Origin of the sequence: Paraburkholderia sp. RL17-347-BIC-D (assembly GCF_046027915.1) — a bacterium.
In the GTDB taxonomy this organism is placed as follows: Bacteria; Pseudomonadota; Gammaproteobacteria; order Burkholderiales; family Burkholderiaceae; genus Paraburkholderia.
This window is the reverse complement of sequence record NZ_JARESS010000028.1, coordinates 91302-115263: the sequence shown is the minus strand read 5'-3', so window position 1 is coordinate 115263 and position 23962 is coordinate 91302. Positions and strand designations below refer to the sequence as shown.

Genomic DNA, 23962 nt, shown 5'->3' with positions numbered 1-23962 from the left:
ATAGCGCGGCTCGTTCAGGCGCAAGTCCGTGGTGATGACTGCGGGGAGCTTTAAAGACAGCGTTTCAGCACCGCCGTCGACTTCACGCGAAACGGTCGCCTTGCCGTCAGCGACAACAACCTTCGAGGCAAACGTCGCCTGCGGCAATCCAGCCAGCGCAGCCAGCATCTGGCCGGTCTGGTTCGAATCGTCGTCGATCGCCTGCTTGCCGAGAATGACCAACTGCGGCTGCTCCTTGTCGACCAGCGCCTTCAGCAGCTTCGCCACGGCCAACGGCTGCAGTTCCACTGAAGACTCGATCAGGATCGCGCGATCCGCGCCGATCGCCAGCGCCGTGCGCAGCGTTTCCTGCGATTGCGTCACGCCCGCCGACACGGCGATCACTTCCGTCGCCACGCCCGCTTCTTTCAACCGCACCGCTTCTTCAACCGCAATCTCATCGAACGGATTCATCGACATCTTCACGTTCGCGATGTCGACGCCCGTGCCGTCCGACTTGACCCGGACTTTCACGTTGTAATCGACCACTCTTTTGACTGGCACCAGGATTTTCATGCACACGCTCCAAAGTTACGAATACGTCAACCCAACGAACATTATAACGACTGCCCTCGTGGCAGCCCTGTCGCGGGCGCTCTAGCAGGAGGATATCGCTCCTCAGTGGCGTGACGGCAATATCGAACGGTCGTTCTATTTTAATCTCGAAAAAACCCGGGTGGCAACCCCGGGTTAAGACCTACGACTCAAATTTTGCATCGCCGTCGTGTCTTGCTTGTTCTGGAGGCCGCCGGCTCACCACGCGGTGATGACCGACCCGCCGAATTTACTTTCAATGAACTGCTTCACTTCCGGCGAATGATACGCCGCGACCAGCTTGGCGACCCACGGCTTATTCTTATCCGCCTCGCGGATTGCGATGATGTTCACGTAGGGGCCTTTCGGGTCTTCCATCGCAATGGCGTCCTGCTTGGGCTTCAGACCCGCTTCCATAGCGAAGTTCGTGTTGATTGCAGCGGCGTCCACGTCGTTCAGCGAGCGCGGAATCTGCGCGGCGTCGAGTTCGACGATCTTCAGCTTCTTCGGATTGTCGACGATGTCGAGCGGCGTCGCCTTCAGGCCCGCGTCGGCGCGCAGTTTCAGCAGACCCTGCTTTTGCAGCAACAGCAGCGCGCGGCCACCGTTGGTCGGATCATTCGGCACCGCGATCTTCGCGCCCGGCTGCAGCTCGGCCAGCGTCTTCACTTTCTTCGAATAGATGCCCATCGGGTACGTGACCGTGTCCGCGATACGGATCAGCTTGTAGCCACGGTCCTTCACCTGCGCCTGCAGATACGGGTCGTGCTGGTAGCTGTTCGCGTCCAGATCGCCGCCGGCGAGCGCGGCGTTCGGCTGCACGTAGTCGGAGAACTCGACGATCTTGATGTTCAGACCGTTCTTCGCCGCGACTGTTTTCACGACTTCCATGATCTGCGCGTGCGGACCGCCGGTGACGCCGACCTTGATCGTGTCTTCGGCGTGAGCCGCGTTGGCGGCGAACAGCGATGCGGCGCCGAGCACGGCCGCCAGCTTGAGAATGAAACGACGTTGCATGATGGACCTTTCCGAAACTATCGACTTTGTTGTTTTACTTATGGCTCAAACGACGCACGAGCCAATCCCCGAACGACTGCACCAACTGCACGAAGACGATCAGGATCACCACGACCGTCAACATCACTTCCGGCAGGAACCGCTGATACCCATAGCGAATCCCGAGATCGCCAAGCCCGCCGCCCCCAATCGCGCCGGCCATCGCCGAATAGCCCACCAGCGAGACGAACGTGATCGTCAGGCCGGCGACCACGCCCGGCAGCGATTCCGGCAGCAACACCTTGAAGACGATCTGGCTGGTGGTCGCACCCATCGCTTGCGCTGCTTCGATCAGGCCGCGATCCACTTCGCGCAGCGCGGTCTCGACCAGGCGCGCGATGAACGGCGCGGCAGCGATCGTCAGCGGCACGACAGCGGCGGCGGTTCCGATCGACGAACCCACCACGAGACGCGTGAACGGAATCACGGCGACCAGCAGGATGATGAACGGCGTGGAACGCACCGCATTCACAATGACGCCCATCACGCGATTCACGGCGATGTTCTGCAATACGCCCTGGCGGTCCGTCAGATACAGCAGCACGCCGAGCGGCAAACCCACCAAGGCGCCGACCAGTCCGGAAATGCCCACCATCACGAGCGTTTCCCAGAATGACTGGACGAACATATCGAACATTTCACTCAACATACGACAACTCCTCCACCACCACGCCCTGTTCACGCAGATACGTCAGCGCCTGCGCTACCTTCGTCGGTTCGCCGCCCGCGAGCACCGCGAGCGAGCCGAACGCCTGCCCCTGGATCTCATCGATCTGGCCGTGCAGGATGTTGAAGTCGAGTTCGTAGCGGCGAATCGTTTCCGACAGGATCGGCTGATCGACGCCCGAGCCGGTGAACGCGAGGCGCAGCAAGTGACCGCTGCCGGTCTTCAGGCGCTCCGCGACGCGCGCCTTCATGGCGGGCGGCAGTTCCTGCGCGATCACGTCGCCGATCAAGGCGCGCGTGACTTCGTGATGCGGTTGCAGGAACACGTCGATCACCTTGCCTTCTTCGACCACACGGCCCGCGTCCAGCACGGCGACGCGGTCGCAGACCTGCTTGATCACGTCCATCTGGTGCGTGATCAGCACGATGGTGAGGTTCAGTTCGCGATTGATGCGCTTGAGCAGGTCGAGAATCGCGCGCGTGGTTTCGGGATCGAGCGCGGAGGTCGCTTCGTCGGAAAGCAGCACTTTGGGCTTGCTCGCCAACGCGCGTGCAATGCCGACGCGCTGTTTCTGGCCGCCGCTGATCTGCGCCGGATACCGGTCCTTCTGCGCCGACAGGCCGACCAGTTCGAGCAGCGGCAGCACGTTCGCTTCGATCTCATCGCGCTTCATGCCGGCGAGTTCGAGCGGCAGCGCGACGTTCTCGTAGACCGTGCGCGACGACAGCAAATTGAAGTGCTGGAAAATCATGCCGATCTCGCGGCGCGCCTCGCGCAATTGCGCGGCGGGCAGCGTCGTCAGATCGCGGCCGTTGACGACGATATTGCCTTCGCTCGGGCGCGTCAGCAGGTTCAGGGTGCGCACGAGCGTACTCTTGCCCGCACCGCTGCGGCCGATGATGCCGAACACCTCGCCCGCCGGAATCGACAGATTGACGTTGTGCAGCGCCTCAACCCAGCCCCGGGGCCCGGCGAACCGCTGGGAGATATTGCGTATTTCGATCATGGAAAAACGAAACGGCGGAGTCTGTCAGCGAGCGTTGTGTGCTCCCGACAAGCGGCCGCCGTTACTTTTATTGGGATTTGAGCCCGCAATTCTACCGCAGCGTCGTCATTCCCTTTAATAATCAATTACGATCTTTTCATAACCTGTGGGCATTAGAGGCTCGCTCCGCGCGAGATGCTCGCGCGCGCACTATCGCTGCGACTATGATCGGGCGGAACAAAATCAGGATAAGCGCGCAGCCATGGAGACATCTCAACGCAGCAATCCGCGGCCAGTCGCGGGCAACCGCAACGCTGGCGAGCCGCGGCGCTCGTCGGTCACGACCAGCGATGGCGTGGACCTGCCGCTGTACCGCTGGCCGGCCGCCGCACCGCTGCGCGCCACGGTCGCGTTGCTCCACGGGCTCGCTGAGCACGCCGGCCGCTATGCGGCGCTGGCCGCGCGGCTGAACGCGGCCGGCATCGAACTGGTGGCGATCGATCTGCGCGGCCACGGCCAGGCGCCCGGCAAGCGGTCGTACGTGAAGCGCTTCGACGACTATCTGCTGGACGCACAAGCCTTGCTCGACGCCGCGGCGCAAAGTTGCGCCCCGCTCTTCCTGATGGGCCACAGCATGGGCGGCGCCGTGGCCGCGTTGTACGCGGTCGAGCGCCTCGACGCGAGCGGCCGGCGCCTGAACGGTCTGATCCTGTCGAGCCCGGCGCTTGCGCCCGGCCGCGACGTGCCGCGCTGGATGCTGAAGCTGAGCCAGGTGATCAGCCGTCTCTACCCGAGCTTCCCGGCGATGAAAATCGACGCCGCTTTGCTCTCGCGCCTTCAGCCCGTGGTGAACGCCAATCGCAACGATCCGCTCGTGCATCACGGCGCGATTCCCGCGCGCACCGGCGCGGAACTGTTGCTGGCGATGGCGCGCATCGAACGCGGCCGTGCGGACTTGCGGGTACCGCTACTGGTTTATCACGGCACCGCCGATAAGCTCACCGAACCCGAAGGCAGCCGCGAATTCGGTGAGCACGCAGGCTCGCCGGATAAGACGCTTACGCTGCACGAAGGCAGCTATCACGAGACGATGAACGACATCGACCGCGATCGGGTGATCGGCGCGTTGATCGAGTGGATTGAAAAACGGGTGGTGCTTAAAGCCTGAGCGACGCGCGACTAGCTCGCGTCATGCTTCCAGTCGGGCGCCCGTTTGTCGATGAACGCCTGCACGCCTTCGAGCGCTGATTCGTCCATCATATTGCAGGCCATGGTCTGGCCGGCGAGTTGGTAGGCCGCTTCGATACCCATCTCCAACTGACGATAGAAGAGGCCTTTGCCGGCGCTCACGGCTTCGACGGGCTTCGCGCAGATGCTGGTGGCGAGCCGCGCGATTTCCGGGTCGAGCGCATCTGCTGGGACCACACGGTTCACTAGACCTTGCTGCTTCGCCTCGGCGGCATCGATGAAATCGCCCGTCAGCAGCATTTCAAGCGCCGCTTTGCGCGACAGGTTGCGCGACAGCGGCACAGAGGGCGTCGCGCAGAAGAGCCCAAGGTTCACACCCGAGACGGCAAACCGCGCCGTGTCGGCGGCGACAGCCAGATCGCACATCGCGACGAGTTGACAGCCGGCCGCCGTCGCGATGCCCTGCACGCGCGCGATCACGGGTTGCGGCAAGCGCTGGATCGTCATCATGAGTTTCGTGCAGCGGGCGAACAGCGCCTGGTAATACGCCAACGAAGGTGCCGCGCGCATTTCCTTCAGATCGTGTCCCGCGCAGAACGCCCTGCCCGCGCCGGCGATCACCACCACGCGCGCGTCCGACCGCCCGATTTCGCTCAATGCGGTCTGCAGGTCGTCGAGCAAGGCTTCGGAGAGCGCGTTGAAGGCGTCGGGCCGATTCATCGTCAAACGCACGACGCCCGGCACCCCGTACGCGCCGTGCTCGATTTCGACCAGTGAAGCGTTGTTGCGCGCATCGGCGTTCATGGCTCGCTCCTAATGCGTTTTGAGTGGATGGCGCCGCGCGCGGCACCGGCGCAGCGGTTTAGCGGCTCAGATCCCGGCCAGCGAACGCACGTGGGCGACCACGCTGCGCCCCAACGCGGACAGGTTGTAGCCGCCTTCGAGGCAACTGACTATCCGTCCATGCGCATAACGCTTCGCGATATCGCGCATCTGATCGGTGATCCAGGCGTAATCGTCTTCGACGAGGCCCATGTTGCCGAGGTCGTCTTCGCGATGCGCGTCGAAACCGGCCGAGATGAACAGCATCTCCGGCTTGAAATCATGCAGGCGCGGCAGCCACAGCAGGTCTACCGCCTCGCGCACCGCCATGCCTTTCGAGCGCGCCGGCATCGGCACGTTGCACATGTTGGGCGCCTGGTTGTCGGCGCCGGTGAACGGATAGAACGGATGCTGGAAGATGCTGCACATCAGCACGCGCGAGTCGCCCGAGAAAGCCGCTTCGGTGCCGTTGCCGTGATGCACGTCGAAGTCGATGATCGCGACGCGCTGCAAGCCGTGCACTTCGAGCGCATGACGCGCGGCGATCGCGACGTTGTTGAAGAAGCAGAAACCCATGGCGCGCGCCGGCTCCGCATGGTGGCCAGGCGGGCGCACGCTGCAGAAGGCGTTGTCGTAGCGGCCTTCGATCACCGCATCGGTCGCGGCGACCGCGGCGCCCGCCGCGCGCAATGCGGCCTGCAAGGTGTGCGGGTTCATCGTCGTATCGGGATCGATTTCGGCCATGCCTTCAGCCGGCGAGCGGCTGCGGATGTAATCGACGTGAGCTTGCGTATGCACGCGCAGCAGCGCGGCATCGTCGGCGAGTGGCGGCGACTCGCGCTCGATCAGCGAGTCGATGCGGCTCGCGATCAACTGATCTTCGATTGCCTGCAGACGCGCGGGGCATTCGGGATGCCATTGCCCCATATCGTGCAGCAGACAGTCGGCGTGGGAATAGAAGCCTGTTGCCATGATTCTCTTTCTGCGGCGTCACGCCTTCGAAGCGCGCGCGGCATGTCTCCATCCAGGGACGCGCGCCCTCGGCGCGCCAACATGCATCAAGTTACCACACGATGCGGCTGTCACGCGTCAGGCACAGTTTTGCGCAGAGGCGTCGGGTATACTGCCCCGATCGGTTTTTCCCCGTCTTTCCCTTGTCTCCTGCGCCACGCGCCTTTAGCTCACTATGACCGTCAAGCTTGCTCTGTCTGCACGAAACCGGCTACGTACCAGAACCATGGCCGCCGCACTATCCGTCGCATCGTGCATGTTCATGGCAACCAGTCCGGCGATCGCGCAAAGCGCCGGCAAGAAACCGCCGGTGCTGCTCGCGCAGGGCCAACCGCAACCCGCGGTGCCACAAGGGCAAACGTTTGAAGAAGAGATCATCCCGCAGCGCTACGCGAACAATGCCGATGTCAATGCGTTCATCAATGACATGGTCGCGCGCTACGACTTTGACGAATCCGCGCTGCACTCACTCTTTGCCGGCGTGAGCTATTCGGCGACCGCGGTCAAGCTCGCGACGCCGTCGCCTTCGCCGTCGGTCAAGAACTGGCGCGTGTATCAGTCGCGTTTCCTCGACCAGGTCCGCATCAATGCCGGCGTGCGCTTCTGGCGCGCGAACCAGGCCACGCTGCAACGCGCCTATGAAGAGTTCGGCGTGCCGCCGGAAGTGATCGTCGGCATCATCGGCGTGGAGACGATTTATGGCCGCTTCATGGGCAACTTCCGCGTGCTCGACGCGCTGACCACGCTCAGCTTCGACTATCCGAACACCGCCAATCGCGCGGATCGCCAGGCAACCTTCCGCAAGAATCTCGAAGACTATTTGGTGTGGACGCGCGACTCGCAGATCGATCCGACCACGGTGCTCGGCTCATACACCGGCGCGATCGGCATTCCGCAGTTTCTGCCGAGCAGCATCGTCCAATACGCGGTGAGCTACGACGGCAACAAACAGATCGACCTGCGCACGAGCCAGGCGGACGCGATCGGCAGCGTGGCGAATTATCTGCGTCAGAACGGTTGGGAAAACGGCCGGCCGGTGGTGTGGAAGATCGGCTCGGACGCCGGCAGCCTGGGCGTCGCGCAAGCAGCCGCCGACGGCCAGCCGGAGCCGCACTGGCCGCTCAGTCAGTTGCTGCGCGCCGGGTTGCTGCTGAACGAACCGGACGTCGATATCGCGTCGGAGGCCGGCACGCCGGTGACGGTGGTGGATCTGCCCTCACCGGGACGTGGCACCGAGTTCATGCTGGGCCTGAAGAACTTCTACGTGCTGACGCGCTATAACCGCAGTTTCTTCTACGCGCTCGCGGTGTATCAGTTGGGCCAGCGGGTCAAGGCGCAGATGGAAGCCGGCGACGCCACGAACAACGCTGTCAACAACGCGGCGCCGCCGGTTGCGGCTTCGCAATAGTCGGCAATGCGGGCGCCGGGTGCGCCTCACGAGCCGACAAAATGAAAAAGCGCCGGTTTGAACCGGCGCTTTTTCGTTGGCGAGCGACACTCTGAGCGACGACGCGTTTATGCGGGAAACACACCGGTCGACAGATAACGGTCGCCGCGATCGCAGACGATGAACACGATCGTCGCATTCTCGACCTGCCGCGCGACGCGCAGCGCCACTTCGCAGGCGCCGCCCGACGAGATGCCGGCAAAAATCCCTTCCACCGACGCCATGCGGCGCGCCATCGCTTCCGCGGCGGCCTGGCTCACGTTCTCGACACGGTCGACGCGACTGCGATCGAAAATCTTCGGCAGATAGGCTTCCGGCCATTTGCGGATGCCCGGAATACGCGACCCATCTTCAGGTTGCGCGCCGATGATCTCGATAGCCTGATTCTGTTCTTTCAGATAAGTGGACACGCCCATGATCGTGCCGGTCGTGCCCATCGACGACACGAAGTGGGTAATGCGCCCTTCGGTGTCGCGCCAGATTTCCGGGCCCGTGCCCTCGACGTGCGAGGCCGGATTGTCGGGATTGGCAAACTGATCGAGGATGATGCCCTTGCCTTCGCGCTGCATCTGCTCGGCGAGATCGCGTGCGTACTCCATGCCGCCCGTGACCGGCGTGAGCACGATCTGCGCGCCATACGCGGCCATGCTCTGACGGCGTTCCACCGACAGATCTTCCGGCATGATCAGGACCATTTTGTAGCCACGGACCGCTGCCGCCATGGCGAGCGCAATACCCGTGTTGCCGCTGGTCGATTCGATCAGCGTGTCGCCGGGTTTGATGCGGCCACGCGCTTCCGCTTTCTTGATCATCGACAACGCCGGGCGATCCTTCACCGAGCCCGCCGGATTATTGCCCTCGAGCTTCGCAAGGATCACGTTATTGCGGCTGCGGATCTCGTCGTCGGGGAGCCGGACGAGTTGTACGAGCGGCGTATTGCCGATCGTGTCTTCAATCGTTTTGTAAGCCATATCGGTTCTGGTGCTGTCGATGCGCGGAGTCTTCAATCCATCGATTCTAAACCACCGTGCCCGCGGCTGCCGTGCGGCCCTTCTGCCCGCATGGATGCAGGCGCCCCGTCAGCGAGCGCCCGCAACGCAAAAAGCCCGCGGCTGAGAACCGCGGGAGCCAGTCATCTGCATGACAGCTGAAGGAGTGTTACTGCCAACTCCGACCATGAAGGGGAACGACGGGGATGGACTCCGCGCGCGGGTCACGAGGCCCGCACGCAAAGTCCGCCTAAGGCTATTTCTTCACTGCCACCGTGGCGCTGTTCTTCGGCGTGGCGGCCGGAACGGCCGCGCCTTTGGTCTGTGCAGACGCCGCAGCCTGCGGGTTAGCAGCCGCGCCAGCCGGACCGACAGCGAGACCCTCCGCCTGCAGGCGCTCGACGGTATGCCCGCCCATGCCTTTGACGCGCTTGCCGAGGTCGGCCGGGTCCTTGAACGGACCATGCGCTGCACGCTCGTCGAGAATGGCTTTCGCTTTGGCAGGACCGATGCCCTTGATGCCGCGCAGCGCATCCTCATTGGCCGTGTTGACGTCGACCGCCGCATAAGCGTGGCCGAAAGCGGCCAGCATGGCCGCGGTAACCAGAATTTTTCGAAACATATGGAATCTCCCTCGTACAACCGGTTGGCGACCATCACCAACCGGGAGATTCCAGTTTAAAGAGGGATCCGAAAGATTTACACCTGGCCGAATAGCCAACGCACGTAACGATCGACACCTTCCTGAACGCTCAGGAACGGCGCGTCGTAGCCGGCCGCGCGCAGCTTCGACTGATCCGCTTGCGTGAAGCACTGGTACTTGCCGCGCAACGCATCGGGAAACGGAATGTATTCGATCAACCCGCGCTGCACCTGATCCGCGAGCGACAGCGCCGGTTCGTTGTTCAGCGAGCGCAGCGTGTTGACCACCGTGCTGGCGATGTCGTTGAACGGTTGCGCGCGGCCGCTGCCCAGATTGAAGATGCCCGACTTGTCCGGATTGTCGAAGAAGAACAGGTTGACCTTCACCACGTCTTCCACGGAGACGAAGTCGCGCGTCTGCTCGCCCGCGGCGTAGCCGTTGTATTCGCCGAACAGCTTGACCTTGCCCTCGGCGCGGAACTGGTTGAAGTTGTGAAACGCCACCGACGCCATGCGCGCCTTATGCGTTTCGCGCGGCCCGTAGACATTGAAATAACGGAAGCCGGCAATCTGGCTCTTCGCAGTGGGCAGCACGCGGCGAATCACCTGATCGAACAGGAACTTCGAGTAGCCGTACACGTTGAGCGGCTGCTCGACCTCGCGCTCTTCGACGAAACGGCTCGAGCCGCCATACGTTGCCGCCGACGACGCGTACAGGAACTGGATGTTCTGCGCGAGGCACACATCGAGCACATCGCGGCTGTAGCGGAAATTGTTGTCCATCATGTAGCGGCCGTCGGTTTCCATCGTGTCCGAACAGGCGCCTTCGTGGAAAATCGCGCGCACCTTGCCGAAGTCACCGCGCTTGAAGCGTTCGACGAACTCGGTCTTGTCGAGGTAGTCGTCGATCTCGCAGTCGACGAGATTCTTGAACTTGTCGGCACGCGTGAGGTTGTCCACGGCAATGATGCGTTGTTCACCGCGCTCGTTGAGCGCCTTCACGAGATTGCTGCCGATAAAACCGGCCGCGCCGGTGACGATGAGGGTCATGATGAGCCTGCGGTAAAGAGCTTTGCATGGGATCGGAGCGAGTGCTCTGCACTAGCTCCAATCGACAGGTCCAGTTGACGCCCCGCGAATCCCTTTTACGCGCCACTCATGGCCGCACTGCGAGGGACCCGGCGGGCCGCATCAATGAAAAAGTTCGTCGTAGTCGACAGTGGCGGTGCCGAGTTTGCCGACCACGATGCCGGCCGCGCGATTCGCGAGCCCGACCGCCTCGATCAGCGTGAGACCCGCGCCGAGCATGGCGGCGAGCGTGGCGATCACGGTGTCGCCCGCGCCCGAGACATCATACACTTCGCGCGCGACAGCCGAAGCGTGCAGGACGCCGTCGTCCGTGAAGAGCGTCATGCCCTCTTCCGAACGCGTCAGCAGCAGCGCCTTGAACTGCAGATCGGTGCGCAGTTTCGTCACGCGCGCGAGCAGATCTTCTTCCGATTTCCACTGACCGACCACCTCGCGCAACTCGGCGCGGTTCGGCGTGATCAGCGTGGCGCCCTGATAGCGTTCCCAGTCGTCGCCCTTCGGATCGACCAGCACCGGCTTGCCCGCGGCATTCGCCTTCGAGATCATTTGCGTGACGTGGGTCAGGCCGCCCTTCGCGTAGTCGGACATCAGAATCACGTCGTGCGACGGCAGCAGTTCGTCGAATCGGGCGAGACCCGCGAGCAGCACTTCGTGCGCCGGCGAGTTTTCGAAGTCGACGCGCAGCAACTGTTGCTGGCGCGACAGCACGCGCAGCTTGATTGTGGTGAGCAGCGCCGGATCGCGCTCGAGATGCGGCTTCACGCCGCTTTCGCCGAGCAGCTGCACGATGCGCTCGCCCGGTTCGTCATGGCCGACCACGCAAAGCAAGCCGGCTTGCGCGCCGAGCGCGACCGCGTTGCGCGCGACGTTCGCCGCGCCGCCGAGACGGTCTTCCTGACGCTGCACGTGCACCACCGGCACCGGCGCTTCCGGCGAAATGCGGTTCACGTCGCCGAACCAGTAGCGATCGAGCATGACGTCGCCCACCACCAGCACGCGCGCCGCGCCGAGCTGTTCGCGCGGCACGACGGTGAGCGGCGCCGCGGGCGTGGACGGCGTGGCGCCGGGCACGGTCTCAGGCAACGGCCGGAAGTTCAGAGGGTTGGGCATAGGGGCGTCCAATCGAGTGGTAGTCGATGCCGAGTTCGGTCATCGCGTCCGGTTCATACAGGTTGCGGCCGTCGAAAATCAACGGCGACTTCAGCACCGATTTCAGATGAACGAAATCCGGGCTCTTGAATTCTTTCCATTCGGTCACGATCACGAGGGCGTCGGCGCCGGTGAGCGTTTCGTCCTGCGTGCTCGTGAAGCTCAGACGCGCGAACTGGTCCGGTGCGTCATGCAGGTCGATGGCGAACACGCGGCGCGCTTCGGTCACCGCGACCGGATCGTACGCGCGCACCTGGGCGCCCCGCGCCAGCAGTTCCGCGATCAGGCGACGGCTCGGCGCCTCGCGCATGTCGTCGGTGTTGGGCTTGAATGCGAGGCCCCACACGGCGAACGTGCGGCCGCTCAGATCGTCGCCGAGCTTGTCCGTGATCTTGTGCACCAGCACGTCTTTCTGCTTGTGGTTCACTTCCTCGACCGCTTCGAGGATGCGCAGATTGTGACCGCTCTCGCTGGCCGTGCGGATCAGCGCCTGCACGTCCTTCGGGAAGCACGAGCCGCCGTAGCCGCAGCCGGCGTACAGGAAGTGATAGCCGATCCGCGGATCCGAGCCGATGCCGCGGCGCACGGCTTCGATATCCGCGCCGACGCGGTCCGCCAGATTCGACATCTCGTTCATGAACGAGATGCGCGTGGCGAGCATGGCATTGGCCGCGTATTTCGTGAATTCGGCCGAGCGCACGTCCATGTACAAAGTGCGTTCGTGATTGCGGTTGAACGGCGCGTACAGACGCTTCATCAATTCGCGCGCGCGCATGCCGGGTTCGTCTTCGTCAATGCCGATCACGATGCGGTCGGGACGCATGAAGTCGTCGACCGCCGCGCCTTCCTTCAGGAACTCGGGATTGGACACCACCGAGAAGCGATGCTGCGCGCTGGCGGCGAGCCCGCGTTTAGCCAGCTCTTCTTCGACCACCGTGCGTACGCGCTGCGCGGTGCCGACCGGCACTGTCGACTTGTCGACGATCACCTTGAAGCCGTTCATCGTGCGGCCGATGTTGCGCGCCGCTTCGAGCACGTATTGCAGATCCGCCGAGCCGTCTTCGTCAGGCGGCGTGCCGACAGCGATGAACTGCACGTCGCCGTGCGCGACGCTGGCTTCGACATCCGTGGAAAACGTGATGCGGCGCGCCGCACGCGTGCGGGCGATCATCTCCTGCAAACCGGGCTCGTGAATGGGCACGCCGCCGTTGTTGAGGATTTCGATCTTGCGCGGATCGACGTCGAGACAGAAAACGTCGTGACCGATCTCGGCGAGACACGCGCCAGTGACAAGACCCACATAGCCCGTGCCGATAATGGTGATTTTCATACGCTTTCCGGTAGAGGGTTCCGGTGATGATTCCCGGCGATAAGGCCGGTCAGAAACACGTTGCGAAATCCGCCCGCGCTGGGGCGGTTGCCACACGCCGGGCGGCGGCGCGACCGCGCAGCCGATGCCGCCGCGGCCATCAAAGCGTCAGTTCGACGCGGTGATCGGCTCGACGCGACGCGGCGCATAGGTTTCCCAACCGCTGCAACCCGGGCACTGCCAGTAGAAAAGCCGCGCCCTGAAACCGCAATTCTGGCACGTATACCGTGGCAAATTTTTGGTGCGCTGACGGATCAGCGTGCGCATCAGTTCGAGTTCGCTGCGCCGTGGCTCTTCCGCCACGGCTTCCTGCGCCTCGAGCAACCGTGTCATGCCCGCCAGATTCGGCGACTTCTGCATTTGCGAGCGCGCCAGCGCATGGGCGGCGTCAGGTCCGCGCAGCGATGCGACGTGCTGATAGGCAACATCGAGCAGATCGTTGGTCGGATAGCGGTCCACCCACGTGGTGAGCAAATCGGCGCCATCCTGCGGGCGGCCGAGCGCCTCGTAGGCCTTCATCAGCTTTTCCGCGACCAGCGGCAGGTAGGCCGGATTCTGCTCCTCCACGCGCCGCCATTGGGCGATGGCCGCTTCCTGCGCGCCGCCGGCCGCGTCGACGTCGCCGAACAGGATCGTGGCGCGCACGTTGGTTGGGTTCGCCTTCAGCGCGAAGCCGAGCTGGCGGCGGGCTTCGTCCGGCTTCTTCTGTTGTAGCGCTTCCTGCGCGAGTTCGCAGTGGAACTGCGCAATTTCCTTGTCGAGCGACTCCGCGCCCATCGTTTCCAGATGACGCGCGGTATCGATGGACTTGACCCAGTCCTTCTCGATTTCGTAGATGGTGAGGAGCGCGCGTTGCGCGCCCAACGCGTAGTCGCCGGTTTCGAGCGAGCGGAACGTTTCTTCCGCGCGATCGAGCAGACCCGCCTTCAGGAAGTCTTGCCCCAACTCGTAAAGCGCGTGATCGCGCTCGCTGACCGGCAGGTCGGCGCGGCTCAACAGATTCTGATGCACGCGAATCGCGCGATCCGTTTCACCGCGGCGACGGAACAGATTGCCCAGCGCGAAGTGCAACTCGACCGTTTCCGGATCGAGCTTGACCACTTCGATGAAGGCATCGATCGCCTGGTCCGGCTGCTCGTTGAGCAGGAAGTTCAGGCCGCGAAAATACGAACGCGGCAAGTTGGCGCTTTCGGACAGCAACGTCTTGAGGTCGTAGCGCGCAGCCATCCAGCCGAACGCGAAAGCGACGGGTATGACAAGCAGCCACCAGAAGTCTAGATCCATGCGATTAATGCAAATGTGCGGGAAAGCGAAGACGGAAAGCCGCGCTCACGATGCGCGGCCGAAGAAATTCAGATCAACGGCGGCATGGGCGGTTGTTCGACCACGACCGGGGTTTCGCGCGCCACCCGCAACTCGCGCTTGAGCCGGCCATTTTCCATGCGCAAGCGCAGCATGGCCGGCATCGACGAAACCAACCCGGCCAGCAGCCCCACCACGAAGAACGCGAGGCCGATCAGGATCAACGGCGCCGACCATGCGTAGCCGGCGAGGAAATTCAGCGTAGCAGGTTGTGTATTGGAGAGCGCCAGCACCAGCAGCAGCACGAACACCAGCACACGGATCAGCCAGACGATAAATTTCATGAATAGGTCTCTTGACGGCAGTTGCGGGGTGACGCCGGCTTGATGACGCGTCGCGCCACGGTGTTGCCCGCGCCGAAGTGACCCGTATTGTAATTGAAGCCCTCGCGGCTGGGCAGGAACTGGCGGATTGCGGGCTTAGGCGGTTTTATCTTGCCGCAGGCGGGTAGGCGGGTAGGCGGGTAGGCGGGTGCGTGGGTCAGTTTGTCTGGATTCGGCGATCGCGCCTGCGGGCCGTGCTTGTGGGCCACGCGTCAGGCCAGACGAACGTCGCGGCGCAAAAACGCCAGACGTACAGACGAAAAAAAAGCGCCCGAAGGCGCTTTTTCTGGTCTTTTGCCGACTGGCTTTGGCCGCTGACGCTACCAATGCCACGCTGCAAATAGCGCAGCGAAGCATTTACAGGTCGTCATCCGGCTCTTCGGCCTTCAACGGCTCACCCGCGCGACGATCTACCCGCTCGCGCAATTCCTTGCCCGGCTTGAAGTGCGGTACGTACTTCTCAGGTACCAGCACCTTCTCGCCCGACTTGGGATTACGCCCGACGCGGGAGGGACGGCGGTTAAGGCCGAAGCTGCCGAAGCCGCGAATTTCGATGCGATGACCGTTGGCAAGTGCCTCCGACATCGCATCAAGCATCGTCTTCACCGCGAAATCCGCATCTTTAAGGACAAGTTGCGGAAATCGCGCAGCCAGCTGGGCGACCAATTCCGATTTGGTCATACTGCAGCAGACCTCTCAGGCTTACTGGTTCTGGCCGTCGAGCTTGGCCTTCAACAGCGCGCCGAGGTTCGTCGTGCCGGTGGCAGCCGAGCTCGAGTCCGACGAAGCCAGGCCGCGAATCGCTTCCTGTTGCTCAGCCGAATCCTTGGCCTTGATCGACAGGTTGATACCACGCGACTTGCGATCGATGTTGATGATCATCGCGTTGACCTTGTCGCCGTCCTTCAGCACGTTGCGAGCATCTTCCACGCGGTCTTGTGCGATTTCCGAAGCGCGCAGGTAGCCTTCGACTTCTGCCGACAGCTGAACCACAGCACCCTTCGCGTCCACCGACTTGACCACGCCGTCGACGATCGAACCCTTGTCGTTCATGGCAACGAAGTTGCTGAACGGGTCGCCTTCGAGCTGCTTGATGCCCAGCGAAATGCGTTCCTTCTCGACGTCGATGCCGAGAACGATCGCTTCCACTTCGTCGCCCTTCTTGTACTTGCGAACTGCTTCTTCGCCCGTTTCGCTCCACGACAGGTCCGACAGGTGAACCAGACCGTCGATGCCGCCCGGCAGACCGATGAAGACGCCGAAGTCGGTGATCGACTTGATTGCGCCTTGCAGCTTGTCGCCCTTCTTGAAGTTGCGGCTGAAGTCGTCCCACGGGTTCGGCTTGCATTGCTTCATGCCGAGGCTGATACGGCGGCGGTCTTCGTCGATTTCGAGAACCATGACTTCGACTTCGTCACCCAGTTGCACAACCTTCGACGGTGCAACGTTCTTGTTCGTCCAGTCCATTTCCGACACGTGAACCAGGCCTTCGATACCCGATTCGACTTCGACGAATGCGCCGTAGTCGGTGATGTTGGTGACCTTACCGAACAGGCGCGTACCCGACGGGTAACGGCGCGAAATGCCTTCCCACGGATCGTCGCCCAGTTGCTTGATGCCCAGCGAAACGCGGTTCTTCTCTTGATCGAACTTGAGGATCTTCGCGGTGACTTCTTGGCCAACCGACAGCACTTCGCTCGGGTGACGCACACGACGCCATGCGATGTCGGTGATGTGCAGCAGGCCGTCGATACCGCCGAGGTCCACGAACGCGCCGTAATCCGTGATGTTCTTCACCACGCCTTCCACGATCGCGCCTTCCTTCAGCGTTTCGAGCAGCTTTGCGCGCTCTTCGCCTTGGGTCGCTTCGATCACGGCACGACGCGACAGCACGACGTTGTTACGCTTGCGGTCGAGCTTGATGACGCGGAATTCCAGCGTCTTGCCTTCGTACGGGGTCGTGTCCTTGACCGGACGCGTGTCGACCAGCGAACCCGGCAGGAATGCGCGGATGCCGTTGACCATAACGGTCATGCCGCCCTTGACCTTGCCCGTGATCGTGCCGGTAACGAGTTCGTTGTTGTCGAGAGCCTTTTCCAGCGACAGCCACGAAGCCAAGCGCTTCGCCTTGTCGCGCGACAGGATCGTGTCGCCATAGCCGTTTTCCAACGCGTCGATCGCGACGGAAACGAAGTCGCCCGCCTGCACTTCTACCTCGCCCGCGTCGTTCAGGAACTCTTCGAGCGGGATGTAGGCTTCGGACTTGAGACCAGCGTTGACGACCACGAAGTTGTGGTCAACACGCACGACTTCGGCGGAGATCACTTCGCCGGCGCGCATGTCTTGCTTGGTCAGCGACTCTTCGAACAGAGCCGCAAAAGATTCGGTATTCGGGGTAGAGGTTTGCAGGTCGGACATAAAAATCAAAATTTGCATGGTTCTCGCGGTGCCCGGCTGGCCGGACGGTCAGCAACAACGGCCAAGAATGCGAATGCCACACGGGGTTAAAGGGTTAACACAACGCTGCGCGACAATCGCGAAGCACCTACTGACAACGGACTTCTACTGCGCCCACACCTGAAGCACAACTCGTACTTTCATCAGGCATGCGGGACTAAAGCTTCATACCACTGCACCACTTGCGCGACCGCCTGGTCGACCGACAAGGCGGAGGTATCAAGCAGCTTTGCATCCGCTGCGGGCTTGAGTGGCGCGGCTGCGCGCTGACTGTCACGCTCATCGCGCTCACGCAAATCCCGGAGCAAGTCATCTATATTAGCAGAAAATCCTTTTTGGATCAATTGCTTATGCCGGCGCGCCGCGCGGGCCTCGACGCTGGCGGTCATGAACACCTTCAGCACGGCGTCCTGGAAGATTACGGTGCCCATATCGCGGCCGTCCGCAACCAGTCCCGGTTCCTTACGAAAAGCCCGCTGACGCGCCACCAGCGCGGTGCGCACCGGCGCATGCACGGCGATCGCCGAGGCACGGCCGCCGACTTCCTCCGCGCGGATCTCGGCCGAGACGTCGACGCCGTCGAGCTGCGCCAGCCCCTCGCGAAACGTGATGTGCAGATCGTCGATCAGTTTTGCAAGGGCGTCGGCGTCGGCCGCCTCGATGTTGTAGCGCAGGCTGGCAAGCGCGGCGAGACGGTACAGCGCGCCGCTATCCAGCAAGTGGAAGCCGAGGCTCGCGGCAACCAGCGCGGCCACGGTGCCTTTGCCGGAGGCACTCGGGCCGTCGATCGTAATGACGGGCGTCTGGTGAAAGGGACGGGTCGGTTTCATCGAAAAAGTCGCACGTCAGTCGATTCGGGGTCGAATCAGGGTTGGGCGAGCGCGGTGAAACGCTCGAAATAATCGGGAAACGTCTTGCCGACGCACTTCGGGTCGTTGATGCGCACCGGCACGCCGCCGAGACTCACCAACGAAAAGCACATGGCCATGCGGTGATCGTCGTAGGTGTCGATGGCGGCGTTCGGAATCAACTTTTCAGGCGGTTCGATGACGAGGAAATCCTCGCCTTCCTGCACCTTGGCGCCGACCTTGCGCAGCTCCGTCGCCATCGCGGCGAGCCGGTCGGTTTCCTTCACGCGCCAGCTGGCGATATTGCGCAGCGTGGTCGCGCCGTCCGCGAACAACGCCGCGACGGCGATCGTCATCGCGGCATCGGGAATCAGGTTGCAGTCCATGTCGATCGGCTCGAGCTTGCCGCTGTCGTGGCCGACGCCGCGCACTTCGATCCAGTCGTCGCCCATCTGCAGGTTCGCGCCCATCTTGATGAGCGCATCGGCAAAGCCGACGTCGCCCTGGATGCTGGCCCGGCCGACACCCTCCACCTTCAGCGGCCCGCCGCCGAGCGCGCCGGCCGCGAGGAAATACGAAGCGGACGACGCGTCGCCCTCCACCATGATCGCGCCCGGCGACTGATAGCGCTGCCCAGCCGGCACGACGAACTGATGCCAGCCGTTGCGTTCAACCTTGATGCCGAAACGCTCCATCAACTTGATGGTGATCTCGATGTACGGCTTCGAGATCAATTCGCCGTCCACCTGCACGGTGCTCACACCGCTCTCGGTGCGCAACAGTGGCAGCGTCATGAGCAGCGACGTGAGGAACTGGCTCGACACATCGCCGCGCACGGTAATCGGCGCGTCGGCGTTGATCTGCCCCGGACGAATCCGCAGCGGCGGATAGCCTTCGTTCTCTTCATAGTCGACCTTGGCGCCGAGCTGGCGCAGCCCGTCGACCAGGTCGCCGATCGGCCGCTCGTGCATGCGCGGCACGCCGTGAATGCGGTAGTCGCCGCCATTGACCGCCAGCGCCGCCGTCAGCGGACGCACCGCCGTGCCGGCGTTGCCGAGAAACAGATCGGCCGTGCGCGCCGTGAACGCGCCGCGCGTGCCGGTCACGACGCAGGTGTCGCCGTCGCGCTTCAGACGCACACCGAGCTTTTCGAGCGCGTCGAGCATCACGCGGGTGTCGTCGGAGTCGAGCAGGTTCGTGATCGTCGTTTCGCCTTCGGCGAGCGCCGCGAGCAGCAACACCCGGTTCGAAATGCTCTTCGAGCCAGGCAGACGAACCGTGCCGGACGCGCGGGAAAACGGTCCGAGATCGAGGAATTCCATGATTGAGTCCAGTTTCCGGTTATTTCGACGCGTCACTATTGGCGACGCCGGCCGCGCGCTGTTCCTGCCATTCCGTGCGCGCCACGCGCGAGCGCGCGAATACGGCTTCGAGGGCGGCGCCATCAGCGGCTTCGATGGCCGCGCGCAAGCGCGCGAGCACTGCCGTGTAGGCGTCGAGTTCGTCGAGCAGCGCGACGCGATTGGCGACGCACACGTCGCGCCACATTTCCGGGCTCGACGCGGCAATTCGCGTGAAGTCGCGGAAACCGCCCGCCGCGAAGGAGAATTTCAGCGCGGCGTCGGGCGAATTGAGAATCTGCTCGACCAGCGCGAACGAGAGCACGTGCGGCAAATGGCTGACCGAGGCGAACACGCGGTCGTGCTGCTCGGGCGCCATGTTGCGCACGAGCGCGCCGGTGGCGCGCCACATCGCCGCGACACGCTCCACATTTGCCGGCGCATTTTCAGGCAGCGGACACAGCACGACATTGCGGCCGACATACAGGTCGGGCAAGGCTGCTTCCACGCCGCTCGCCTCGCGACCGGCAATCGGATGGCCAGGCACGAACTGGCCGATGCGCGCGCCAAGCGCCGCGCGGGCGGCGGCGACCACGTCTGACTTGGTGCTGCCGGCGTCGGTGACGATCGTGGCGTCTTCGAGAAACGGCGCGATGCGCTCGAGCAGCGGCTGCGTCTGCGCGACGGGCGCGGCCAGCAGCACGAAGTCGGCGCCGGATAGCGCTTCACGTAGCGAGGCGTCGTCGTTCAGCGCCGCCGAGCCGTCGATCACACCCAGTTCCAGAGCGCGCTCAGTCGACGCGGACGAACGCCCCACACCGATCACTTTGCGCGCGCCCTCGGTCTCGCCCCGCTCGCGCAACGCGCGCGCGAGCGATCCGCCGATCAGGCCGACACCGAAAATTACCAGCTTGTTAAAAGAAAACGCGGCCACGTCGGTCACAGAAAAAGCGCGCCTTTCATGCCGACGAGGCGCGCGGGTCAAGGATTACCGCTTACGCGGTGGCAAGCGTCTTTTCGAGCGCCGCGATGAATGCTTCGTTTTCTTCGGGCAGGCCGATCGTGATGCGCAGCCACTGCGGCAAACCGTAGTTGCCGACGGGACGCACGATCACGCCCTGCTTCAGCAATTCGAGGTTGACGCGGTTGCCGGCCGCGTCGTCGTTGCCGACACGCACCAGCACGAAATTGCCATCCGACGGCACATACTCCAGACCGAGCTTGTCGAACGCTTCAGTCAAACGGCGATAGCCTTGCGCGTTCAACGCCGCGCTCTTTTCCAGAAACGCCTTGTCGTTCAGCGCAGCGATCGCCGCGGCTTGCGCGAGCGTGTTCACATTGAACGGCTGACGCAAGCGATTCAGCAAATCGGTCAGCTCAGGTTGCGCGATCGCGAAACCCACGCGCAATCCGGCGAGGCCGAAGGCCTTCGAGAACGTGCGCGACACCAGCAGGTTCGGGTAGCGGCGCACCCACGCGATCGAGTCGTAGCGCTTCTCTTCCGGCAGATATTCCGTATACGCCTCGTCGAGCACGACGGCCACGTTGCGCGGCACCTTGTCGAGAAACGCCTCGAGCTTCGGGCCTTCGATGAACGTGCCGGTCGGGTTATTCGGATTGGCGACGAAAATCAGGCGCGTATCGTCGGTGATGGCCGCGAGCATCGCGTCGAGGTCGTGACCGTATTTGACAGCCGGCACGACGATCGCGCGCGCGCCTAGGCCCTGCGTGGCCAACGCGTAAACCGCGAACGAGTACTGTGCATAGACGATCGACTGGCCCTTTTCCACAAACGCATGCGCGGCGATTTCGAGGATGTCGTTGCTGCCGTTGCCGAGCGTGACCCAGTCGGCCGGCACGCCGTAGCGCTCGCTCAGCGCCGCCTTCAACTCGAACGCATTCGCGTCCGGGTAGCGGCCCAGTTCGCTCGCGGCCTGCGCCATGGCGCGCTGCGCCGACGCCGGCATGCCGAGGGGATTCTCGTTCGATGCGAGTTTCACGATGGTCGCTTCGTCCAGACCGAATTCGCGGGCCACTTCCGAAATCGGTTTGCCTGCGATGTAAGGCGCAATGGCGCGCACGTAGGAAGGACCGAAAGACGCTGTCATGAGAATCTCCGAACGACTATTAATAATTGAATGCGCGGCGGCCGCAGCGCGATGCCGCGAGTCGCCGCTTGAATGTCATCAACGGGCGCGCGGATACGAGCCCAGAATCTTCAGAAACGCTGCCTTCTCGCCGAGTTCGGTGAGCGCGGCGGCGACCGCCGGATCGTCGCGATGGCCTTCGACGTCGATGTAGAAGTAGTACTCCCACGTGCCGACGCGCGCCGGACGCGATTCGAAGCGGGTCATGGACACGCTGTGCCGCGCCAGCGGCTCCAGCAGCTTGACCATCGCGCCCGGTTCGTTCACCACCGACACGATCAGCGACGTCTGGTCATAACCGCTCGGGCCGGCCGGCTGCTTGCCGATCATCACGAAGCGCGTGCGGTTGTGCGGATCGTCCTGGATCAGCGCGTACGCCACTTGCAAGCCGTAATGGGTCGCCGCGCGATCGCCAGCGATCGCCGCCACGGTCGGATCTTCAGCGGCCATGCGCGCCGCTTCGGCATTGCTCGACACCGCCTGGCGCTCGAGATGCGGCGCGTTGGTCGACAGCCAGCGCTGGCACTGGGCGAGCGCCTGCGCGTGCGCGCACACGCGCGTCACGCCCGTGAGGCCACCGTTCAGCGTCAACAGATTGTGGTGGATCGGCAAAGCCAGTTCCCCGCCAATCGTGAGTTGCGTTTGCAGCAGCAGATCGAGCGTGCGCGACACCGCGCCTTCGGTCGAATTCTCGACCGGCACGACGCCGAATTCGGCGGCGCCGGCCTCGACCGAACGGAACACTTCGTCGATCGACGGACACGGCAGGCCTTCGATCGACTGACCGAAGTACTCATGCATCGCCTGTTCGCTGTAGGTGCCGACCGGGCCGAGATACGCGGCCTTGATGGTCTTCTCGAGCGCGCGGCTCGCGGCCATGATCTCGCGCCAGATCGCGCTGATATGCTCGCTCGCGAGCGGCCCTTCGCTCATGTCCTGCAGACGCGCGATCACCTGCTGCTCGCGCTCGGGCCGGAACACCGGCGCGTTGAAATGCTTCTTGACCTCGCCCACTTCGAGCGCCACCGCGGCGCGCTGGTTGAGAAGCGCGATCAACTGCGCGTCGAGTGCGTCGATGCGTTCGCGAAGGGGTTTGAGTCGGGTATTGAGTTCGTCGTCCATGCGTGAAAACGGTCCTGCCGGTAGCTGCTGCAAAAATGCGTGCTGGAAAGGATGCGCGCGCCCGCAAGCCAATGTGGCTCAGGCACTGCGCTGTTCGAATTCCTTCATGTATTCGACAAGCGCTTTGACGCCCTCGAGCGGGACGGCGTTATAAATCGACGCCCGCATGCCGCCGACGGACTTGTGGCCCTTTAGCTGCACCATTCCCCGCGCTTTCGCGCCGGCCAGGAAATCTTCGTTGCGCGACTCGTCGGCGAGGAAGAACGGTACGTTCATCCGCGAGCGCGAGCCACGTTCGACCTTGTTCAGATAGAAGCTGCTCGAGTCGATCGCGTCGTACAGCAACTTCGACTTCTCGAGATTACGCGCTTCCATCGCGGCAAGGCCGCCCTGCTTCTTCAACCACTTGAACACCAACCCGGCGATGTAGATCGCATAAGTGGGCGGCGTGTTGTACATCGAATTGTTCTCGGCGACGGTCTTCCATTCGAACGCCGACGGGCAAATCGACTGCGCGCGATCCAGCATGTCTTCGCGCACGACCACCACCGTCACGCCGGCCATGCCGATATTCTTCTGCGCGCCACCAAACAGCACGCCGTATTTGGCGATGTCCATGGGACGCGACAGGATGTGCGACGAGGCGTCGGCCACCAGCGGAATATCGCCGAGATCGGGAATCTCGAACGTCTCGACGCCGTGGATCGTCTCGTTCGTGCACAGATGCACGTAAGCCGGGTCGTCAGACAGTTGCCATTCGGAGCGCGCCGGCGCGCGGGTGAAGCCGTCGGCCGTCTGGCCGCTCGCCGCCAGATGCACGGTGCCGTACTTCTGCGCTTCGTTGAACGACTTCTGCGACCAGGAACCCGTCACCACGAAATCCGCGCGAGGCTTCGCGCCCATCAGATTCATCGGCACGATCGCGTTCTCGCCGAGACCACCGCCCTGCAGGAACAGGATGCGATGGCTGGCGGGCGCCTCGAGCAAGTCGCGCAGATCGACGAGCGCTTCCTCGTGGATCGACATGAACTCTTTCCCGCGATGGCTCATTTCCATCACGCTCATGCCGCTGCCCTGCCAGTCGAGCATTTCGTCGGCGGCTTGACGCAGCACTTCTTCGGGCATGGCCGCGGGGCCGGCGGAGAAATTAAAGACGCGCATCGTGAGATCCTGGAAGCAGGCGCAAAAAAGGAAAATCGCGCAAAGATCGCGAAGTTGGCGGCCGGGCGAACAACCACCGTGACGCTGACAACCCGATTTTGCCGACGCGATGTTCTGACGCGGGTTTCGGACCATTTCGCGCCGAAAAAGAAAATGGCCGTTTGCGCGTGTGCGCAAACGGCCATTATCGCATTGTCACCGCCAAGCCGCCAAAC

Annotated in this window: 23 protein-coding genes; 2 read left to right on the top strand and 21 right to left on the bottom strand. The window is 63.1% G+C overall.

Annotated features, from left to right (window positions below):
- From P0D96_RS30710 to P0D96_RS30695, 4 genes are all read right to left on the bottom strand, one after another.
- Positions 1-555, bottom strand: a 555-nt coding sequence (locus P0D96_RS30710; protein WP_408317177.1) for an electron transfer flavoprotein subunit beta/FixA family protein, incomplete at its 3' end; no start/stop codon positions are given.
- A gap of 237 nt (positions 556-792) precedes the next feature.
- Complete coding sequence (locus P0D96_RS30705) at positions 793-1590, bottom strand: MetQ/NlpA family ABC transporter substrate-binding protein (protein WP_132373518.1); 798 nt, start codon at positions 1588-1590, stop codon at positions 793-795.
- 34 nt (positions 1591-1624) lie between these two features.
- Positions 1625-2278, bottom strand: coding sequence for a methionine ABC transporter permease (locus P0D96_RS30700; protein ID WP_132373517.1), 654 nt, complete (start codon positions 2276-2278; stop codon positions 1625-1627).
- Complete coding sequence (locus tag P0D96_RS30695; RefSeq protein ID WP_132373516.1) at positions 2268-3302, bottom strand: methionine ABC transporter ATP-binding protein; 1035 nt, start codon at positions 3300-3302, stop codon at positions 2268-2270. The genes P0D96_RS30700 and P0D96_RS30695 overlap by 11 nt, the downstream gene beginning before the upstream one ends.
- A 241-nt stretch (positions 3303-3543) precedes the next feature.
- Here P0D96_RS30695 and P0D96_RS30690 point away from each other — a divergent pair, with 241 nt between their 5' ends.
- Positions 3544-4449 carry an alpha/beta hydrolase gene (locus tag P0D96_RS30690; RefSeq protein WP_408317175.1) on the top strand — a complete coding sequence of 302 codons (906 nt, stop codon included), beginning with the start codon at positions 3544-3546 and terminating at the stop codon, positions 4447-4449.
- A gap of 11 nt (positions 4450-4460) precedes the next feature.
- Here the strand turns inward: P0D96_RS30690 and P0D96_RS30685 are convergent, their stop codons facing one another.
- Together P0D96_RS30685 and P0D96_RS30680 are read right to left on the bottom strand one after the other, a co-directional pair.
- Positions 4461-5273 (bottom strand): enoyl-CoA hydratase, encoded by an 813-nt coding sequence (locus P0D96_RS30685; RefSeq protein ID WP_408180603.1) that lies wholly within the window; start codon positions 5271-5273, stop codon positions 4461-4463.
- 66 nt (positions 5274-5339) lie between these two features.
- Positions 5340-6263, bottom strand: a complete 924-nt coding sequence (locus tag P0D96_RS30680) for a histone deacetylase family protein (protein ID WP_408290162.1) — start codon at positions 6261-6263, stop codon at positions 5340-5342.
- 295 nt (positions 6264-6558) lie between these two features.
- Here P0D96_RS30680 and mltB point away from each other — a divergent pair, with 295 nt between their 5' ends.
- Positions 6559-7710 carry a lytic murein transglycosylase B gene (gene mltB / locus P0D96_RS30675; protein ID WP_408317173.1) on the top strand — a complete coding sequence of 384 codons (1152 nt, stop codon included), beginning with the start codon at positions 6559-6561 and terminating at the stop codon, positions 7708-7710.
- Positions 7711-7817: 107 nt separating this feature from the next.
- Here mltB and cysM read toward each other — a convergent pair whose 3' ends face one another.
- From cysM to serC, 15 genes are all read right to left on the bottom strand, one after another.
- Entirely contained in the window at positions 7818-8720 is a 903-nt protein-coding gene (gene cysM / locus P0D96_RS30670; protein ID WP_408317171.1) for a cysteine synthase CysM, read from the bottom strand.
- Positions 8721-8994: 274 nt separating this feature from the next.
- Positions 8995-9360, bottom strand: a complete 366-nt coding sequence (locus P0D96_RS30665; protein ID WP_408290164.1) for a ComEA family DNA-binding protein — start codon at positions 9358-9360, stop codon at positions 8995-8997.
- Between the two features lie 77 nt (positions 9361-9437).
- Positions 9438-10430, bottom strand: a complete 993-nt coding sequence (gene rfaD, locus P0D96_RS30660) for an ADP-glyceromanno-heptose 6-epimerase (RefSeq protein ID WP_106283259.1) — start codon at positions 10428-10430, stop codon at positions 9438-9440.
- A gap of 141 nt (positions 10431-10571) precedes the next feature.
- Positions 10572-11579 (bottom strand): D-glycero-beta-D-manno-heptose-7-phosphate kinase, encoded by a 1008-nt coding sequence (gene rfaE1 / locus P0D96_RS30655; RefSeq protein WP_408317169.1) that lies wholly within the window; start codon positions 11577-11579, stop codon positions 10572-10574.
- Positions 11545-12948 carry a UDP-glucose dehydrogenase family protein gene (locus P0D96_RS30650; RefSeq protein ID WP_408180599.1) on the bottom strand — a complete coding sequence of 468 codons (1404 nt, stop codon included), beginning with the start codon at positions 12946-12948 and terminating at the stop codon, positions 11545-11547. The genes rfaE1 and P0D96_RS30650 overlap by 35 nt, the downstream gene beginning before the upstream one ends.
- A gap of 147 nt (positions 12949-13095) precedes the next feature.
- Positions 13096-14271: a lipopolysaccharide assembly protein LapB gene (gene lapB / locus P0D96_RS30645; protein ID WP_106313802.1), complete on the bottom strand. Its 1176-nt coding sequence runs from the start codon at positions 14269-14271 to the stop codon at positions 13096-13098.
- A 68-nt stretch (positions 14272-14339) separates the two neighbouring features.
- Entirely contained in the window at positions 14340-14633 is a 294-nt protein-coding gene (locus P0D96_RS30640; protein ID WP_095418546.1) for a LapA family protein, read from the bottom strand.
- 396 nt (positions 14634-15029) lie between these two features.
- Positions 15030-15353 carry an integration host factor subunit beta gene (locus P0D96_RS30635; RefSeq protein ID WP_012433973.1) on the bottom strand — a complete coding sequence of 108 codons (324 nt, stop codon included), beginning with the start codon at positions 15351-15353 and terminating at the stop codon, positions 15030-15032.
- 21 nt (positions 15354-15374) lie between these two features.
- A complete protein-coding gene (gene rpsA, locus P0D96_RS30630; RefSeq protein WP_091800091.1) occupies positions 15375-17108 on the bottom strand; it encodes a 30S ribosomal protein S1 in 1734 nt (577 codons plus the stop codon).
- Between the two features lie 164 nt (positions 17109-17272).
- Entirely contained in the window at positions 17273-17959 is a 687-nt protein-coding gene (gene cmk, locus P0D96_RS30625) for a (d)CMP kinase (protein WP_408290173.1), read from the bottom strand.
- A gap of 35 nt (positions 17960-17994) precedes the next feature.
- Positions 17995-19299 (bottom strand): 3-phosphoshikimate 1-carboxyvinyltransferase, encoded by a 1305-nt coding sequence (gene aroA / locus P0D96_RS30620; protein ID WP_408180597.1) that lies wholly within the window; start codon positions 19297-19299, stop codon positions 17995-17997.
- Positions 19300-19318: 19 nt separating this feature from the next.
- Positions 19319-20260, bottom strand: coding sequence for a prephenate dehydrogenase (locus tag P0D96_RS30615; RefSeq protein ID WP_408317167.1), 942 nt, complete (start codon positions 20258-20260; stop codon positions 19319-19321).
- 52 nt (positions 20261-20312) lie between these two features.
- Entirely contained in the window at positions 20313-21425 is a 1113-nt protein-coding gene (hisC, locus tag P0D96_RS30610) for a histidinol-phosphate transaminase (protein WP_408317165.1), read from the bottom strand.
- 78 nt (positions 21426-21503) lie between these two features.
- Entirely contained in the window at positions 21504-22586 is a 1083-nt protein-coding gene (pheA, locus tag P0D96_RS30605; protein WP_012433979.1) for a prephenate dehydratase, read from the bottom strand.
- Positions 22587-22664: 78 nt separating this feature from the next.
- Positions 22665-23747, bottom strand: a complete 1083-nt coding sequence (gene serC / locus P0D96_RS30600) for a 3-phosphoserine/phosphohydroxythreonine transaminase (protein WP_408317163.1) — start codon at positions 23745-23747, stop codon at positions 22665-22667.
- Positions 23748-23962: the final 215 nt, after the last annotated feature.